Source organism: Roseovarius sp., from assembly GCF_965277045.1.
Lineage (GTDB): Bacteria > Pseudomonadota > Alphaproteobacteria > Rhodobacterales > Rhodobacteraceae > Roseovarius.
This window is the reverse complement of sequence record NZ_OZ255712.1, coordinates 2,795,452-2,810,294: the sequence shown is the minus strand read 5'-3', so window position 1 is coordinate 2,810,294 and position 14,843 is coordinate 2,795,452. Positions and strand designations below refer to the sequence as shown.

Sequence of the window (14,843 nt, the reverse complement as noted above, 5' to 3'; positions counted from 1 at the left end):
GATGCAGCCGCTTAGCGCGCTGATAGCGCGGTGGGCTGTTCCCCTCAGATGCGACGCAACAGGTAGCTGTCCATTATCCAACCGTTTGCGGCGCGCGCCTCATTGCGTTTTTCCACGATTTTTTGCCCGACGTCGACCAGAGCTCCTTCAATGAGGATCTGCTTGTCGGAGCCGAGATACGCGCCCCACCAGATATGGAGACCGTTCGGGTCGATCTGCTGGAAGGAACAAAGACCGTCCAGCATCACGACGACGGTGGTTTCATTCTCAGGCAGGCCGGTTTCGCGGAGTTGCCGTCCGGTCGTGATGCGCACGGGGCCGTCCACGGTGTTGAGGGGAATCGAGTGGGCCGCGGTGAGTGCCTGAATTGCCGTGATCCCGGGCACGACGCGGATCGCCGGCTTTGGAGTGAGACGTTCGGCGATGCGTATGGTGCTGTCGTAGAGCGACGGATCGCCCCAGACGAGCAGGGCGACCGGTCCGTCGACGGACTGCCCGTGCAGGGCCGTGATCCAGCGTTGTGCGATCTCGTCGTGCCAGGCGGCGACGCGTTCCATGTAAGGCAGATCGGGGTCGCGTACCGGATACTCGAACGGGACGATGCGGGCCGTGCTGCCGGACGCGGTGATGATGGCGCGTCTGAGATGGGCCAGATCTTCTTTGTCGTCGCCTTTCGTCGGCAGCAGGATGACGGCGGCGTTCCGCAGCGCATCCGCCCCTTCGAGGGTGACATGCGCGGGGTTGCCCGTTCCGATCCCGATGAGCCAGAGATTGTCGATCATGGGCAGGGTCCGGTCTGGGCCCGCCGCGCAGCGGGAAGGGCGCGGGAATGTGGGGCGCGTCTTTGCATCATGTGTCTGCCAGAGATCCGTAAAGGATGAGGGCGGGATGGTCGCTGCTCTCTTGCGCCAGCAGGTCGGACAGGGTTGCGACGGTGTGGCGGCTGATCTTCTGTTCGGGGCGGCTGACGGCTTCGGCCAGGATCGCGGGGGTCTCGGGCGGAAGGCCCGCATCGATCAGGCGTGCGGCCAGTTGCGGAAAGGTGCGCTTGCCCATGAAAACCACGGTCGTCGCGGCCGGATCGGCAAGGGCGGCCATATTGACGTCCTCGGGCAAGGCGCCGGTGACGTCGTGGCCGGTGATGTACTGGACGCGCCGGGCCGTCAGGCGGCGCGTCAGGGGAATGCCGGCTGCGGCCGCGGCGGCATTCGCCGATGGGACGCCGGGGATGATCTCGTAGGGAATATGCTCGGCCTTGAGGGCGACGATTTCTTCCTCGAGCCGGCCGAACACGCCGCTATCACCGGATTTCAGGCGCACGACCCGCTGATCCAGGCGGGCGTAGTCCACCAGCAGGCGGCTGACGTGGTCCTGCTTGGGCGAGTTGCGCCCAGCCCGCTTGCCCACGCCCACAAGGTCGGCTCCGCGCCGTGCGTGGGCCAGGATCGGGCCCGAGGACAGGTCATCGAACAGCACGGCGTCGGCGCGCTTGAGCCGGTCGACGGCCTTGAGCGTCAGCAGGTCCGGATCGCCCGGACCCGAGGACACGAAGGAGACGAAGCCGGTCATTACGTCTCGTCCCCGGTGATGAGGTGAAAGAACGTGCCGGACACGTGACCCCGGGTCGAGCCGGTTTCCGGCACGGGGTTGCCATCGGCATCCGCGACCTGCGCCAGCGGTGCGTCCGGTTGGTCGAGAATGGTGGAATAGTGGAACTCATGACCGCGCAGGGTTGCGCCTGCATCGAACCCCGGCATCGGAGCCGAGAGGGTCGCGCGCCGGTATCCGAGGTGGAACTTGCGCTTTTCATAGGACGTGACGAGACCCAGGAGCCCGGCCATTTCGTGGCGCGTGCCGTCCTTGTCGATCAGCGCCTGGCCAAGGGCCATGTAGCCGCCGCATTCGCCGTGCACCGGCTTTGACTCGGCGTGTTTGCGCAGGGCGTCGCGGAACCGCGTGGCGGCGGCCAGCTTGCCGGCGTGCAACTCCGGATAGCCGCCGGGCAGCCAGACGAGATCGGCATCGGGGTCGGGCGCTTCATCCGCGAGGGGAGAGAAGGGCAGGATCTGGGCCCCGGCGGCGTGCCAGCCTTCCAGCAGGTGCGGATAGGTAAAGCTGAAGGCGGCATCGCGGGCGATGGCGATGCGTTGCGCGGGGGGGCGGGGCAGCGCGGCGGGCGCGGGCAGTGGTGCGCCGCGGGCGGCGGATTTGATCGCGTCCAGGTCGACATTCTCGCGCAGAAATTCGGCATAACCGGCGATCGCGGCGTCGAGGTCGGGATGTTCGACCGCTTGGATCAGCCCCAGGTGGCGTTCCGGCAGGGTCAGGTCGCCGCGCCGGGGCAGGACGCCTAGAACCGGCATCCCGGCGCGGTCCATCCCCAGCCGGGTCAGCCGCTCGTGGCGGGGCGAGGCGCAGCGGTTCAGGATGACCCCGGCGAAGGGCAGATCGGGCATGTATTGTCGGAATCCGAGAGCCGTGGCGGCGGCGGATTGCGCCTGGCCGCCCACGTCGAGCACCAGCACCACGGGCCAGCCCATGTCCTGCGCGGTTTCCGCACTTGACCCGAAGCCTTGCTGGCCGCGCGTGGCGACGCCGTCGTAAAGCCCCATCGAGCCTTCGGCCACGCAGATATCCGCGCCTGCGGCCTGTCCTGCAATGGCCTGCCACAGGCCCTTGCCCATGGCCCAGCCGTCGAGGTTGAAGCTGTCGTGCCCGCAGGCGGCCTTGTGAAAGGCGGGGTCGATGTAATCGGGGCCGGACTTGAACGGTTGCACCTTGAGCCCGTCATCGGCCAGCGCCCGCAGGAGGCCCAGCATCACCGTCGTCTTGCCGGTGCCCGACGACGGCGCGGATATCAGCAGGCCCGCGCTCATGACGTGCCTTCACTTTCCGGCGTCCAGTCAGACCAGGGACTGTCGGCGCTTTGCGGCCGGTAGCGGCGGTCGTAATCCGCCGCATAAAGGCAGGACTCGTCGAAGCCTTCGCCTGCCAGCGCGGGGCCTACCAGGATCAGCGCGGTGCGCGTGATGTTCTCGCCCAGGCGGGCGGCGATGTCGCCGAGCGTGCCGCGGATGATCTGCTCATCCGGCCAGGAGGCGCGGTAGACCACGGCGACCGGGCAGTCGGCGCCGTAGGCCGGGGTGAGGTCGGCGGTGACGGTGTCGAGGTTCTGGATCGACAGGTGGATCGCGAGCGTCGCTCCGGTGGCGGCGAAGTTGGTCAGCGTCTCGCCCGTGGGCATCGAGGAGGCGCGACCGGGCGTGCGGGTCAGCACCACGGATTGCGCAATGCCGGGCAGGGTCAATTCCGCGCCCAGTGCCGCCGCGGCGGCGGCGAAGGCGGGGACCCCCGGTGTGACCGACACGGGGATGTCCAGCGCCCGAAGCCGTCGCATCTGTTCGCCCATCGCCGACCACACGGAAAGATCGCCGGAATGCAGGCGGGCAATATCGTGGCCGTCCTGATGCGCGGTCTGGATTTCCGCGATGATCTGATCGAGATCGAGCGGCGCCGTGTTGATGATGCGTGCGCCGTCGGGGCAATGCGACAGCACCGCCTCGGGCACCAGAGATCCGGCATAGAGGCAGACCGGGCAGGACGCGATGATGTCGCGGCCGCGCAACGTGAGAAGGTCGGGCGCGCCGGGTCCGGCGCCGATGAAATGAACGGTCATGGGGTCTTTCCTTGGGCCAGGGCACAGGTGGCCATGCGGTCGGTTGAAATGCAGCGGGGGGCCAGCAGTGTTGCGCCGGGGCCTGCGGCGGCAAGGGCCGCCGCTTCGGCGACCGAGCCGGTGCCGCGTGCGCGCAGGGACGCCGCCGAGACGGTTTGCGTGGCTTGCCGCGCCAGCTCTTCGGGTGGCACCGCGTGCAGGGGCAGGCCGAGTTCGCGGGCGAAGGGCGCCAGTTGATCGGCCTTGTCCCGCGCGGTGGCCAGCGCATCGGGTGTGCCGCCGGTCCGGGCCAACGCATCGCGGAACGACTCGCGCGTGGCGCGGGTGGTGAATCCCATCCCGGCGACGATCATGGAAAGCTCCATTGCGTGATCGGGTAGGCCTGCGCCCAGCCGCGTTTGCGTCCCATGGGTTGCGCTTGTGCCACTTCAAAGCGGTGCAGCTCGCCGCCGCGTCGGGCGTGGGCGTCGGCCAGAAGCGCCTCTGATTCAAGGGTGACCGCGTTTGCGACGATGCGCACGTCTTTCAGTCCTTCGATAAAGGTCAGAAGGTCGGAGGAAAGACCGCCGCCAATGAAGACGGCGTCGGGTTTCGGCAGGTCTTTCAGGGCGGCGGGGGCCGAGCCTTCGACCACGTGCAGGCGGTCGACGCCGAGCGAGCGGGCATTGGCGTTTATCAGCGCGATGCGGTCGGCGCGGGGCTCGACGACGCTGGCCGTGAGAGACGCGTCACACAGCAGCCACTCGATCCCGATTGTGCCCGAGCCGCCGCCGATGTCCCAAAGGTGCTCGCCCGGACGGGGGGCGAGTGCAGAGAGGCTCAGCGCCCGGATGTGGCGCTTGGTCATGACGCCGTCGGTTTCAAAGAGCGTGTCGGGCAGGCCGCTGGTGCGGGGCAGGACGGGGCCGTTGCCCGCGACTTCGATCGCGGCGCAGACCGGGTGGGCGAAGTTGCCCGACAAGGTGTCGGCGGTGCATTGCGTGATCCGTTCGCGCTGGCCGCCAACTGCTTCCATAACGGTCACCGCCGATGCGCCGAACCCGGTGTCGCACAGATAGGCCGCAAGCTCTGTCACCGCGTCGCCATCGCGCAGCAGGACGATAAGGCGCACGCCTGGGGACAGGTGCGGGCGCAGGCGGGTCAGCGGTGCCGCGTGCAGGCCGGTGCAGATCGTGCGGTCGAGCGGCCAGCCGAGGCGGTTCGCCGCGAGCGAAAACGTCGACCGGCCCGGAAGGGCGCGCCATTCGGACGGGTCCAGATGGGCGGTGATCGTCGTGCCTGCGCCGAACCAGAACGGGTCACCGGACGCCAGGACGACGCAGGGCGTGCCGCGCAGGGCCAGCAGGTCTTCGACGCCCTGTGAAAAAGGCACGGGCCAGGGGATCGTGCGGGCGGATGTCTGGATCAGTGACAGGTGCCGCTGTGGCCCCATGACGATTTCCGCCGCGTCCAGCGCGGATCGGCTTGCGGCGCACAGGCCGTCCGGGCCATCTTCGCCCACACCGATGATCGTCAGCCACGGAGCCTCAGACATGACACCGACCGTTCTGCTGCTGGGTGGCACGACCGAAGCCATGCAAATGGGGAAGGCATTGGCCGCGCAGGGCGTGCGCGCGACGATCAGCCTTGCGGGACGGGTCAAGACCCCCGCGGATCAGCCGTTGCCGGTGCGCGTTGGAGGTTTCGGCGGGGTGGACGGGCTTGTCGACTATCTCGGCTCGCAGGGCGTGACCCATGTGATAGACGCGACCCATCCCTTTGCCGCGCAGATGAGCGCCAACGCGGTCTCCGCCTGTGATGCGCTGGACCTGCCCTTGCTGGCGCTGACCCGGGCGCCGTGGCAGGCCGGGGCGCAGGATCGCTGGACCCATGTGCGGGATGTAGAGGGCGCGGCGGCCGCGTTGGCCGGTCCGGCGCGGCGGGTTTTCCTGGCGCTGGGGCGGATGAACCTGCCCGCCTTTGCCGCGCAGCCGCAGCATGACTACCTGTTGCGGCTGGTCGATGCGCCGGAAGGGTTGCCGCTGCCCAAGGCGCAGGTGGTTGTCGACCGTGGTCCGTTTGACCTTGAGGGCGACCTGGCACTGATGCGGGCGCATGGCACCGACCTGGTCGTGTCCAAGAACGCGGGTGGCACGGGGGCGCAGGCCAAGATCATCGCGGCGCGGCAGCTTGGCCTTCCGGTGGTGATGATCGACCGGCCCGCCATCCCGCCTCGCACGGAGGCGCATAGCGTCCAAGAGGCGTTGGACTGGCTTCATGGCGTTACCGCACGCGGCGTATAGACGATGGGCGCGCCGCGACGTTCGATCAGGCGGGTGGTCGAGTTGCCGACCAGCACGACTGTGCGCATGTCGGCCATATCGGGCGTACATTGTGACAAGGGCACGACGCGCAAAGATTCTTCTGACGTGCTGACGGCGCGGGCGAATATCACCGGGCGGTCGTCGCCGCAGGCGGCGTTCAGGATGTCCAGTGTTTTGGCAAAGCCTTCGGGTCTGGAGTTCGACCGTGGATTATAGAAGGCCATCGCGAAATCCGCCTCTGCCGCGAGGCGGAGGCGTTTTTCGATCAGCGCCCAGGGCTTTAGGTTGTCGCTGAGGTTGATGGCGCAGAAATCGTGTCCGAGGGGCGCCCCGGCGCGCGCGGCGGCGGCCAGCATGGCGGTGATGCCCGGCAAGACGCGGATGTCGAGCTCGCGCCATTCCGTCGGGCCGGCCTCGACCGCCTCGAAAACGGCAGAGGCCATTGCGAAGACGCCCGGATCGCCAGAGGACACGACGACCACGCGCTTGCCCGCGCCGGCCATGTCCAGCGCGTGGCGGGCGCGGTCCAGCTCGACACGGTTGTCGGAGGGGTGCAGCGTCAGCCCGGGGCGTTCGGCCACTCGGGCGACGTAGGGAATGTAGCCGACCACATCCGTGGCCTGGGCAAGTGCTGCGGTGACCTCGGGCGTCACCAGGTCGTCCGCGCCGGGGCCGAGGCCTGCTATGACAACGCTTCCCGTCATGGGCGCCGACCCTGCCCGTGCACGATGATGATCGAGAAGTAGGGCGTGATCTTGTCCTCGGCCTCGGACAGGCGCTGTACCGTCTGGTTGGGCATCGATGCGTATTCCACCAGCCACGCCGCATCGTACCGGTCCGCCCGGCGCAGGGCGCGGCGGATCTTATCGATGTTGCGGCCGATCTTCATGATCACCAGCGCGTCGGCCCGCGCCATGTGTTCGACCAGCGTCTCCTCGGGCAGGGTGCCCATCAGTGTCGAAAGGATGTCGTCGCCCCAGGTGATCGGCGCGTCGGTGGCCGTCCATGCGGCGGACATGCCGGTGATGGCAGGCACGACCTGCACCGCGCAGTGGTCGCGCAGGCGTGAATGCAGGTGCATGAAAGAGCCGTAGAAGAACGGATCGCCCTCGCAGACGATCACGACGTCCTCGCCCGCGTCGGACAGGGCGCGCAGGCGGTCGGTGCAGGCCTGGTAGAATGCCGACAGAATTTCGTTGTAGCGCGGATCGGTAAGCGGAATTTCCGTGGTGACCGGGTATTCCATGGCGATCTCGGTGACGTCGTCGCGCAGCATCCCCTCGACGATGCGCCGGGCCTGTCCCTGTCTGCCTGCCTTGCGGAAAAACGCGACGTGCCGCGCGCCGCGCAGCAGGCGGTCGGCCTTGACCGAGAGAAGCTCGGGATCGCCAGGGCCGAGCCCCACGCCCCAGATCGTGCCGGGCGTGCTCATTCCGCGCGGCTCGCGATGGCGTTGATGGCGGCCACGGTGATGGCGCTGCCGCCCAAGCGGCCCTCGACGATGCAGCAGGGCACCGGTTGATCGGCCCAGAGCGCATCCTTTGATTCGCGCGCGCCGACAAAGCCGACGGGACAGCCGATGATGGCCGCCGGACGCGGGCAGTCCGGGTCTTCGAGCATGTTGAGAAGATGGAAAAGAGCGGTGGGCGCGTTGCCGATGGCCACCAGCGCCCCGGCCAGTTTCGGGCGCCACAGTTCCAGCGCGGCGGCGGAGCGCGTGTTGCCCATTTCGCGCGCACGCTCGACGATGCCGTCGGCGTGCAGGGTGCAGATCACCTCGTTATCGGCGGGCAGGCGGCTGCGCGTGACCCCTTCGGAGACCATACGCGCATCGCAGAAGATCGGCGCGCCGTTTTCAAGCGCGGCGCGGGCGGTGCGGGCAAATCCGGGGGAGAAGCGCACATGCTCTTCCAGCCCGACCATGCCGGCGGCGTGGATCATGCGGACGGCGATGGGTTCTTCATCGGGGTCGAGCCGCGACAGCGCGGCTTCGGCCCGGATGGTGGCGAAGCTTTCGCGGTAGATGGCCGCGCCGTCCTTTTCGTATTCGTATGGCATCAAATGGTCTCGTTCAGGTCTTCGGGGCTGAGGCCCCGTGCGCAGGGTGTGTCCCACGGCGCTCCGTTGCGGACAAGGTCGAAACGTCCGTCGCGCCCGGTGAGAGTGGTGTCTGCTCCGCGGGGAAGGGCGCAGCCCTTGGCACAGCCAGAGACATGCAACGTGCCGGAAACGCGGGAGGCGAGATCGCCGGCTATGTCCATCGTGGCCACACTTGCCTGCGGGCAGAAGGGTGCACCGGGGCAGGCGTGGGCGGACATGAGCGGATTGCCGGGCTCGGTGACGAAAGTCGTGTCGCCGGGCGTGCCGTCCACCAGCAGAAAAAGGCGGCTCAGCATCAGGCGGATGTGCGATGCGCCGCTGGTTTCCAGCAGGGTCTGTAGGTCGGTGGCGGCCATTTTGCCGAATGGTGCACCGAGGATGAACCCCTCGGGTCCGGGACCGGGGAAGCTTGGGGCGGACTGCGTACGCGGTTCCGCGACAGTCCAATCCTGGGGAAGGGAGGTCGTCGCCAGATGCCGCGCCATGCGGCCCGCCGCGTGGCCGCCGGTCTCGGCGAACCAGCGGGCGAGGTCCAGAAGGGCGCCCGCGGCCGAGGCCTCTGTCACGAGGCGGGCCTTGGGCGCGCCGTCGGCGCGCAGGAGCAGCGCGCCGGAGGTGTCCAGCTCGAACCGGAAGTCCGCAGAGCCGTCGCCGAGGCACGCACCGGGCCCGGTGTCGATGGCAAAGCCCATCTTCTCGGGCAGGGCGGGCAGGTCAGGAAGGGTGGCGAGGACCCGGTCATAGAGCCGGTCGGCCAGCCCGCCCGCATCGCGCCGGGCGGGGATGAGGATGTTGCGATGACCCTCGATGGCGGGGTCTGCATCTATGAGGCCGAGCGTGTCGAGCGCGGCAAGCAGGGCTGGATGGTCGGCCTCGGCCACGCCGCGCAGTTGCAGGTTGGCACGCGAGGTTAGGTCGATCACGCCATTGCCATAGCGCTGCGACAGATCGCACAAGCCCAGCGCCTGCGCCTTGGTCAGCTCACCCCGGAAAGGCCGCACGCGCACGACCAGCCCGTCGCCCGACATCATCGGGCGGTGCGCGCCGGGGCACCAGCCTTTGACGACAGGGGGGGCGGTGCCGTTCATGCGCTATCTTCCAGCCCGGCCAGGATCGCGTTGCGGCGGGTTTGCCAGAGGCCGGCATCGAGCAAGGCGCGGAACCGGTCCTGCATGGCGGCATACGCTTCGGGGTTGGCCTCGCGCAGGAAGGTGTCGGTCTCGGGGTCGCCCAGCGTCGCGTCGTGGTACGCGTCAAAGAGATGCGGACCGACGACTTGTGCGAGGTTGGCGAAGGCGGCCATGTGGTCGAGCGTGGCGGCGATCTCGGCCGCGCCTCTGAACCCGTGCCGCTTCATGCCCGCGATCCAGCCGGGGTTGGTGGCGCGGGCATGGACGACGCGGGCGATCTCCTCGGGCAGGGTGCGGGCGCGGGGGTGCGAGGGATCAGTGTTGTCGAGATGATAAAGCGCGGCCCGCCCGCCAGTCACCGATTGCGCGGCGGCAAACCCCGCCTCGTGCGTGGCGTAGTCGGCAGCGAGCAGAAGGTCGGTTTCGGGCAGGTCCTGAAGATGGACGAAGCTGTCGGCATTCTCGACCCTGGCGCGGATGCCTGCGTCGTCGCGCGTGGCCTCGTCGCCGTCGAGCGCCCAGGCGGAGGCGGAGAGCCAGGCCTCGCCCGCCTGGGTGCGCGCCTCTGCGGTGTAGGTTTCGGGCGCGGCGCCCATGCCGAGGCCGAAGCTGCCGGGGGCGGGGCCATAAACCCGCGCGCCGGAGGCGTGACCGGCATAGGGGTTCCAGTCGGGAGCTTCGTCGCGTTGTTCCAGCGCCCTCACGGCTTGCGAGAAGAGGCCCGAGAGCGTCGGGAACACGTCGCGGAAGAGGCCAGAGACGCGCAGGGTGACGTCGATGCGGGGGCGGTCGAGTTCGGCGATGGGCAGTACTTCGAGCCCCGAGACCCGTTCCGAGCCCTTGTCCCAGATCGGTCTGACGCCCAGCAAATGCAGGGCCATGGCGAATTCTTCGCCCGCCGTGCGCATGGTGGCAGACCCCCAGAGATCGACGATCAGGCCGCGGGGCCAGTCGCCTTCTTCCTGCAGATGGCGGCGGATCAGTTCCTCGGCCAGCTTGACGCCTTGGGCGTGTGCGGCCCGCGTGGGAACAGAGCGGGGATCGGTGGTGAAGAGGTTGCGCCCGGTGGGCAGCACGTCGTCGCGGCCGCGATAGGGCGAGCCGGAGGGGCCCGCCGCGATGCGCCGCCCGTCGAGCGCGTCGAGCAGCGACTGCTGCTCGGCCAGGGCGCTGTGTTGCATCGGTTCCGCGTCGGTATCCGGCCGGCCCCAGATGTGCAGCCCGTCGCCGAACATGCTTTCCTTGATGTCGCACACGAAACGGTCGATGCGGGTGATCGCCTCGGCGGTCGACGTGGCGCGGTCGAGGCCCAGATCGTCCTCGACGCCAAGCGCTTGCGCCTCGGCGCGGATATCGGCCTGCAGGCGGTCGCGGCGGCGGGGGTCGAGCCCGTCGGCGGTGGAAAACTCGTCGAGCAGCGATTCCAGCGTTGACAGGCGGTCAGGCGCTGCGCTGGCTTGCATCGGCGGGGGCACGTGGCCCAAGGTCACGGCGCCGATGCGGCGCTTGGCCTGCGCGGCCTCGCCGGGGTCGTTGACGATGAAGGGGTAGATGACGGGCAGCGCGCCGGTCAGCGCCTCGGGCCAGCAGGCGGGGGACAAGGCGACCGCCTTGCCCGGCAGCCATTCAAGCGTGCCATGCGCGCCGATGTGGATGAGCGCGTCGGCCTGGGTTTGCAGCCAGAGGTAGAAGGCGACATAGGCATGGCGCGGCACGCGGGACAGGTCGTGGTAGTCGTCGTCGCGGGTCTTGGGCGTGCCGCGTTCGGGTTGCAGCGCGACGATGGCGTTGCCGAGGCGCAGGGCGGCGAAACGGAATTCCCCGTTCACGACATCAGCTTCGTCCTCTGGCCGCCCCCAGGCCAGGTAGAGGTCCTCGCGCAGAGGGAAAGGCAGGCGCGCCAGCAGCGTCTTGTAATCCTCAAGCGGCAGGCGCATGTCGCGCGCCAGCAGGCGGTCTTCGAGTGCCGTAGGGGTCGCGTCCAGCGTATAGCCCGCGTCGCGCAGGTCCGACAGGATGGCGCGGGCCGAGGCGGGGGCGTCTAGGCCCACGGCGTGGCCCATTTGCCAATCCTTGCCGGGATAGGTGGAGAGGATAATCGCCGGATGACGCGACGCGGCGGGCTTGGCAGCGAGGTCGAGCCAGCCTTGCACGCGGGCCACGAGTGCGGCGGTCAGGTCCGGCTCGGCCCGGTGCGCGAAGCGGGAGAATTCGAGGTCCGGATCGCGCACGCCCGGTTCCTTGAACGAGACCGTGCCGCCGGTCAGGCGGCCGTCGACCTCGGGCAGGACCACATGCATGGCGAGGTCGGCGGGTGACAAGCCGCGCTCGGAGCCGTCCCAGGCGTCGCGGGTGGAGGTGGCCAGCGCGGCCTGGAACACCGGCACGTTGCCTGCGTCGAGCGGCGAGGTGCCGTTATCGCCCTTGCCGGAAAACGCGGTGGCGTTGACGATGGCGTGGGGGCCGTAGGCCTGCACCTGCCGGCGCAGCCAGCCTGCCGCCTCGGGGGCCTTGAGCGAAGGGGTGAAGAGCGCGCGAACATGGTGGCCCCGCCCCTGAAAGGCCTGCATCAGTGCCTCGATCGGGGCAAGGTCGGCGGCCACCACGTAGGAGCGGTAGAAGACGATCAGGATGCGGGTCTGGGTGACGGGCAGGTCGACGAGCGGGCAGCAGGCACCGTGCTCGGGCGTCCAAGCGCCCACCATGGGCAGCACCTTGGCCCCGCGCACCGGCGCGGCATAGAGCCCGGCGGCCAAGGCCAGTTGTTGAAGGGCGGCCTGTGCCGCGATGCTGCCGCCGTTGTCGCAAAGCTCGGCGAGGCGCCGCAGGGTCGAGACAGGCAGGGTGGAATAGGCGTCGAGCCGGGGGTCGGGCCGGCCGTCGGCGGGCAGGACGGCGAGCGCGATGCCTTTTTCCTGCGCCAGCGCCAGGACCTGCTGAAGCCCGTATTCCCAGTAAGGCACCCCGCCGATGAGCCGGATCAGGATGCCTTTGGCGCCGGTCAGCGTCTGTTCGACATAGGTGTCGACCGACAGCGGGTGCCGCAGGGCTGTGAGGTTTGCCAGGCGAAGACCGGGCAGACCGTCGCGACGCCGATGCCAGCCTTCTGCGAAGGCGCCAAGGTCGCTGTCGGAAAACGACAATACCACCAGATCCGCCGGGCTTTGGCCCAGGTCGGTCGGGGAGTCGGTTTCTTCCAGACCGTGGCTTTCGCGGAAGACGACGTGCATCGGTTACTCGGCGGCCTCGGCCGGAGCCAGCACGGCGCGGATCGCGTCGACATTCACGTCGTCATGCTCGGCGATGACCACGAGGCGCCCGCGGCGGGCCTCGTCCGGTTTCCACGGGCGGTCGTATTGATGGCGCACGCGCGCGCCCACTGCCTGAACCAAAAGGCGCATCGGTTTGCCGGCGACGCTGGCGTAGCCCTTGACGCGCAGGATGTTCTGGCTGTTGGCCAGATCCTCGATGCGGCTGACCAGATCGGCTGGGTCGGCGAGTTCCGGGAGGTCGATGACGACGGATTCGAAATCGTCATGCTCGTGATCGTCGTGGTCGTCGTGATGGCTGGGCCGTGCGTCCATGTCGTCCTCGGCGGCGGCTTCCAGGCCGAGGATCACGCGGGGATCGACGACGCCCTCGGCCACCTCGACCACGGGGAGGGGGCGGGGGGCTTCGGCGGCGATCACCTCTTTCGCCCGCGCCACGCCGTCGGGGCCGGCAAGGTCGGGCTTGGTCAGCAGGATGATGTCGGCGCAGGAGATCTGGTCCTCGAACACTTCCGAGAGCGGGGTTTCGTGGTCGATGCTGTCATCGGCCAGGCGCTGGGCGTCGACCCTGGCCACGTCGGGCGCAAAGCGGCCTGCGGCGACGGCCTCGGCATCGGCGAGGGCAATGACGCCGTCGACGGTGATCTTCGAGCGGATATCGGGCCAGTCGAACGCCTTGAGCAGAGGCTTGGGCAGGGCCAGGCCGCTGGTTTCGATCAGGATGTGATCGGGGCGCGGATCGAGCGCCATCAGCGCCTCGATTGTCGGGATGAAATCGTCGGCCACGGTGCAGCAGATGCATCCATTGGCCAGCTCCATGATGTTTTCCGCCGGGCAATCGGGGATGGCGCAGCTTTTCAGGATGTCGCCGTCGACGCCGACATCGCCGAATTCGTTGACCACCACGGCCAGGCGGCGGCCGCCGGGGTTCTGCATCAGGTGGCGCACCAGCGTCGTCTTGCCGGAGCCCAGAAAGCCCGTGATGACGGTGACGGGAAGTTTTGCGAGATCGGTCATTGGTCAGCCTTTGCAGTCAGGGGTGGGATGCGCGCAACGCAGTTGCGCTTGAAGTGTTCGGGGCGCTGGCGCCACGGGATCAGCCCGTCCTCGGTCTGTTGATAGAGGACCGCGCCTTGCAGCAGCATGTCGGGATGCGACGTTTCGTCGAGATTTCCGTACAGATACGTCCAGCGTTCGCCGCCGCGCATGGCGGCGGTGCAGCCCGCCTCACAGTTCTGCAGGCATTCGACGGGTGTCACGGTGACGCCGTCGGGCAGCGCACGCGCCGTGACTTCCTCATAGAGGCGCTGGCCGGGGCGGCGCTCGTCCTCGGGGATCTCCTGCCCCTTGCGGCACTTGATGCAGATCAGCAGCTCTATGGGCGTGCTCATGTATCCTCCAGTGTCGGGGGTGCGCGCGGGAGTGGCGGGTGGCCACCCATCCGAGCCCGGCACACCCCGTCCGGTCCGTCTGTTCCTTCTTGTTGGCAGGTCTCCCGGCTTGCGGTTTCGGGCCTTTCGGCCCACGGTTTCCGGCCTTCCCGGCATTGCGCCAGTGGCGGTGGAAACCTTCCCGGTTCACGGTCGCGGGGGCGGCTGTGCCTGGCGCGATGCGCTGCACATTCCCTTTTCACCTGTTTACACAGGCACCAACACGGTGCGACATGCTGCGAAAACCCACCTTGTGTCAAGGAGACGTCACATGTCCGACCTGTCCGAAGCGGAAAAGACCGCACGCCACAACGAGAAGATGAAGAAGATCAAGGCCGCGCGCGACCGTATGATGCAGGACAAGACCGAGGAGAAAGGCCTGATCATGGTCCATACCGGTCCGGGGAAGGGCAAATCATCCTCGGGGTTCGGGATGATTCTGCGCTGTATCGCGCATGGGATGCCCTGCGCGGTGGTGCAGTTCATCAAGGGCAACTGGGTGACAGGAGAGGCCGAGATGCTGCGCAACCGGTTCGCGGACGAGTGCCGGTTCTTCATCTCGGGCGAGGGGTTCACCTGGGAGACGCAGGACCGGGAACGCGATATCGCCGCCGCGCAGAACGGATGGACCATCGCCAAGGAGCAGATTCGCGACCCCGAGATGAAGTTCGTGCTGCTGGACGAGATCAACATTGCGCTGCGCTATGACTATATCGACATCGACGAGGTCGTGGACTTTTTGCTGCACGAGAAACCGGCGATGACGCATGTCTGCCTGACGGGGCGCAATGCCAAGCCCGAACTGATCGAAGCCGCCGACCTGGTGACCGAGATGAGCCTGGTCAAGCATCCGTTCCGGGACGGGATCAAGGCTCAGAAAGGCGTGGAGTTCTGATGTGTCCTGTGCTGGTCGCCGGCGGAAGTGTCCCGACGGC

At 68.2% G+C, this 14,843-nt stretch carries 15 protein-coding genes and 1 riboswitch; of the genes, 2 read left to right on the top strand and 13 right to left on the bottom strand.

What is annotated here, in order from left to right; all coding sequences use genetic code 11:
* Positions 1-44: 44 nt before the first annotated feature.
* The 6 genes from cobF to cbiE form a co-directional block, all read right to left on the bottom strand.
* Positions 45-782, bottom strand: coding sequence for a precorrin-6A synthase (deacetylating) (cobF, locus tag ACQY4V_RS14065; RefSeq protein WP_428512668.1), 738 nt, complete (start codon positions 780-782; stop codon positions 45-47).
* Between the two features lie 67 nt (positions 783-849).
* On the bottom strand, positions 850-1,569 hold the full coding sequence (cobA, locus tag ACQY4V_RS14060; protein ID WP_428512666.1) for a uroporphyrinogen-III C-methyltransferase: 720 nt from the start codon (positions 1,567-1,569) through the stop codon (positions 850-852).
* Complete coding sequence (locus ACQY4V_RS14055; RefSeq protein ID WP_428512664.1) at positions 1,569-2,876, bottom strand: cobyrinate a,c-diamide synthase; 1,308 nt, start codon at positions 2,874-2,876, stop codon at positions 1,569-1,571. The genes cobA and ACQY4V_RS14055 overlap by 1 nt, the downstream gene beginning before the upstream one ends.
* A complete protein-coding gene (gene cobM / locus ACQY4V_RS14050) occupies positions 2,873-3,676 on the bottom strand; it encodes a precorrin-4 C(11)-methyltransferase (RefSeq protein WP_428512662.1) in 804 nt (267 codons plus the stop codon). Before cobM ends, ACQY4V_RS14055 begins: the two co-directional genes overlap by 4 nt.
* Positions 3,673-4,029 carry a cobalamin biosynthesis protein gene (locus tag ACQY4V_RS14045; RefSeq protein WP_428512660.1) on the bottom strand — a complete coding sequence of 119 codons (357 nt, stop codon included), beginning with the start codon at positions 4,027-4,029 and terminating at the stop codon, positions 3,673-3,675. Before ACQY4V_RS14045 ends, cobM begins: the two co-directional genes overlap by 4 nt.
* A complete protein-coding gene (gene cbiE / locus ACQY4V_RS14040) occupies positions 4,026-5,210 on the bottom strand; it encodes a precorrin-6y C5,15-methyltransferase (decarboxylating) subunit CbiE (protein ID WP_428512658.1) in 1,185 nt (394 codons plus the stop codon). Before cbiE ends, ACQY4V_RS14045 begins: the two co-directional genes overlap by 4 nt.
* On the opposite strand from cbiE, the gene ACQY4V_RS14035 reads away from it, so the two are divergent.
* A complete protein-coding gene (locus ACQY4V_RS14035; protein WP_428512656.1) occupies positions 5,209-5,958 on the top strand; it encodes a cobalt-precorrin-6A reductase in 750 nt (249 codons plus the stop codon). The two genes, cbiE and ACQY4V_RS14035, sit on opposite strands and share 2 nt — an antisense overlap.
* Here the strand turns inward: ACQY4V_RS14035 and cobJ are convergent.
* From cobJ to ACQY4V_RS14000, 7 genes are read right to left on the bottom strand one after another with little or no spacing between them, the layout of a single operon-like run.
* Positions 5,931-6,683, bottom strand: a complete 753-nt coding sequence (cobJ, locus tag ACQY4V_RS14030; RefSeq protein WP_428512654.1) for a precorrin-3B C(17)-methyltransferase — start codon at positions 6,681-6,683, stop codon at positions 5,931-5,933. The two genes, ACQY4V_RS14035 and cobJ, sit on opposite strands and share 28 nt — an antisense overlap.
* The gene (locus ACQY4V_RS14025) at positions 6,680-7,411 is read right to left on the bottom strand and encodes a precorrin-2 C(20)-methyltransferase (protein ID WP_428512652.1); all 732 of its coding nucleotides are present in this window, start codon (positions 7,409-7,411) and stop codon (positions 6,680-6,682) included. The genes cobJ and ACQY4V_RS14025 overlap by 4 nt, the downstream gene beginning before the upstream one ends.
* Complete coding sequence (locus ACQY4V_RS14020) at positions 7,408-8,037, bottom strand: precorrin-8X methylmutase (RefSeq protein WP_428512650.1); 630 nt, start codon at positions 8,035-8,037, stop codon at positions 7,408-7,410. The genes ACQY4V_RS14025 and ACQY4V_RS14020 overlap by 4 nt, the downstream gene beginning before the upstream one ends.
* Entirely contained in the window at positions 8,037-9,167 is a 1,131-nt protein-coding gene (locus tag ACQY4V_RS14015; protein WP_428512649.1) for a cobalamin biosynthesis protein CobG, read from the bottom strand. Before ACQY4V_RS14015 ends, ACQY4V_RS14020 begins: the two co-directional genes overlap by 1 nt.
* Positions 9,164-12,439, bottom strand: a complete 3,276-nt coding sequence (gene cobN, locus ACQY4V_RS14010) for a cobaltochelatase subunit CobN (protein ID WP_428512647.1) — start codon at positions 12,437-12,439, stop codon at positions 9,164-9,166. The genes ACQY4V_RS14015 and cobN overlap by 4 nt, the downstream gene beginning before the upstream one ends.
* A gap of 3 nt (positions 12,440-12,442) precedes the next feature.
* Positions 12,443-13,495, bottom strand: a complete 1,053-nt coding sequence (cobW, locus tag ACQY4V_RS14005; protein ID WP_428512645.1) for a cobalamin biosynthesis protein CobW — start codon at positions 13,493-13,495, stop codon at positions 12,443-12,445.
* The gene (locus ACQY4V_RS14000) at positions 13,492-13,869 is read right to left on the bottom strand and encodes a DUF1636 family protein (RefSeq protein WP_428512643.1); all 378 of its coding nucleotides are present in this window, start codon (positions 13,867-13,869) and stop codon (positions 13,492-13,494) included. The genes cobW and ACQY4V_RS14000 overlap by 4 nt, the downstream gene beginning before the upstream one ends.
* A gap of 77 nt (positions 13,870-13,946) precedes the next feature.
* Positions 13,947-14,146, bottom strand: a riboswitch (cobalamin riboswitch).
* A gap of 33 nt (positions 14,147-14,179) precedes the next feature.
* Here ACQY4V_RS14000 and cobO point away from each other — a divergent pair.
* Positions 14,180-14,803, top strand: a complete 624-nt coding sequence (gene cobO / locus ACQY4V_RS13995) for a cob(I)yrinic acid a,c-diamide adenosyltransferase (protein WP_428512641.1) — start codon at positions 14,180-14,182, stop codon at positions 14,801-14,803.
* The last annotated feature ends 40 nt before the right edge of the window (positions 14,804-14,843 follow it).

Bases quoted from the DNA above. Each gene is read 5' to 3' on its own strand.
- cobF (WP_428512668.1), bottom strand. From the start codon at position 782: ATGATCGACAATCTCTGGCTCATCGGGATCGGAACGGGCAACCCCGCG.
- cobW (WP_428512645.1), bottom strand. From the start codon at position 13,495: ATGACCGATCTCGCAAAACTTCCCGTCACCGTCATCACGGGCTTTCTG.
- ACQY4V_RS14020 (WP_428512650.1), bottom strand. From the start codon at position 8,037: ATGCCATACGAATACGAAAAGGACGGCGCGGCCATCTACCGCGAAAGC.
- cbiE (WP_428512658.1), bottom strand. From the start codon at position 5,210: ATGTCTGAGGCTCCGTGGCTGACGATCATCGGTGTGGGCGAAGATGGC.
- ACQY4V_RS14000 (WP_428512643.1), bottom strand. From the start codon at position 13,869: ATGAGCACGCCCATAGAGCTGCTGATCTGCATCAAGTGCCGCAAGGGG.
- cobJ (WP_428512654.1), bottom strand. From the start codon at position 6,683: ATGACGGGAAGCGTTGTCATAGCAGGCCTCGGCCCCGGCGCGGACGAC.
- ACQY4V_RS14045 (WP_428512660.1), bottom strand. From the start codon at position 4,029: ATGATCGTCGCCGGGATGGGATTCACCACCCGCGCCACGCGCGAGTCG.
- cobA (WP_428512666.1), bottom strand. From the start codon at position 1,569: ATGACCGGCTTCGTCTCCTTCGTGTCCTCGGGTCCGGGCGATCCGGAC.
- ACQY4V_RS14055 (WP_428512664.1), bottom strand. From the start codon at position 2,876: ATGAGCGCGGGCCTGCTGATATCCGCGCCGTCGTCGGGCACCGGCAAG.
- ACQY4V_RS14035 (WP_428512656.1), top strand. From the start codon at position 5,209: ATGACACCGACCGTTCTGCTGCTGGGTGGCACGACCGAAGCCATGCAA.
- cobO (WP_428512641.1), top strand. From the start codon at position 14,180: ATGTCCGACCTGTCCGAAGCGGAAAAGACCGCACGCCACAACGAGAAG.
- ACQY4V_RS14025 (WP_428512652.1), bottom strand. From the start codon at position 7,411: ATGAGCACGCCCGGCACGATCTGGGGCGTGGGGCTCGGCCCTGGCGAT.
- ACQY4V_RS14015 (WP_428512649.1), bottom strand. From the start codon at position 9,167: ATGAACGGCACCGCCCCCCCTGTCGTCAAAGGCTGGTGCCCCGGCGCG.
- cobN (WP_428512647.1), bottom strand. From the start codon at position 12,439: ATGCACGTCGTCTTCCGCGAAAGCCACGGTCTGGAAGAAACCGACTCC.
- cobM (WP_428512662.1), bottom strand. From the start codon at position 3,676: ATGACCGTTCATTTCATCGGCGCCGGACCCGGCGCGCCCGACCTTCTC.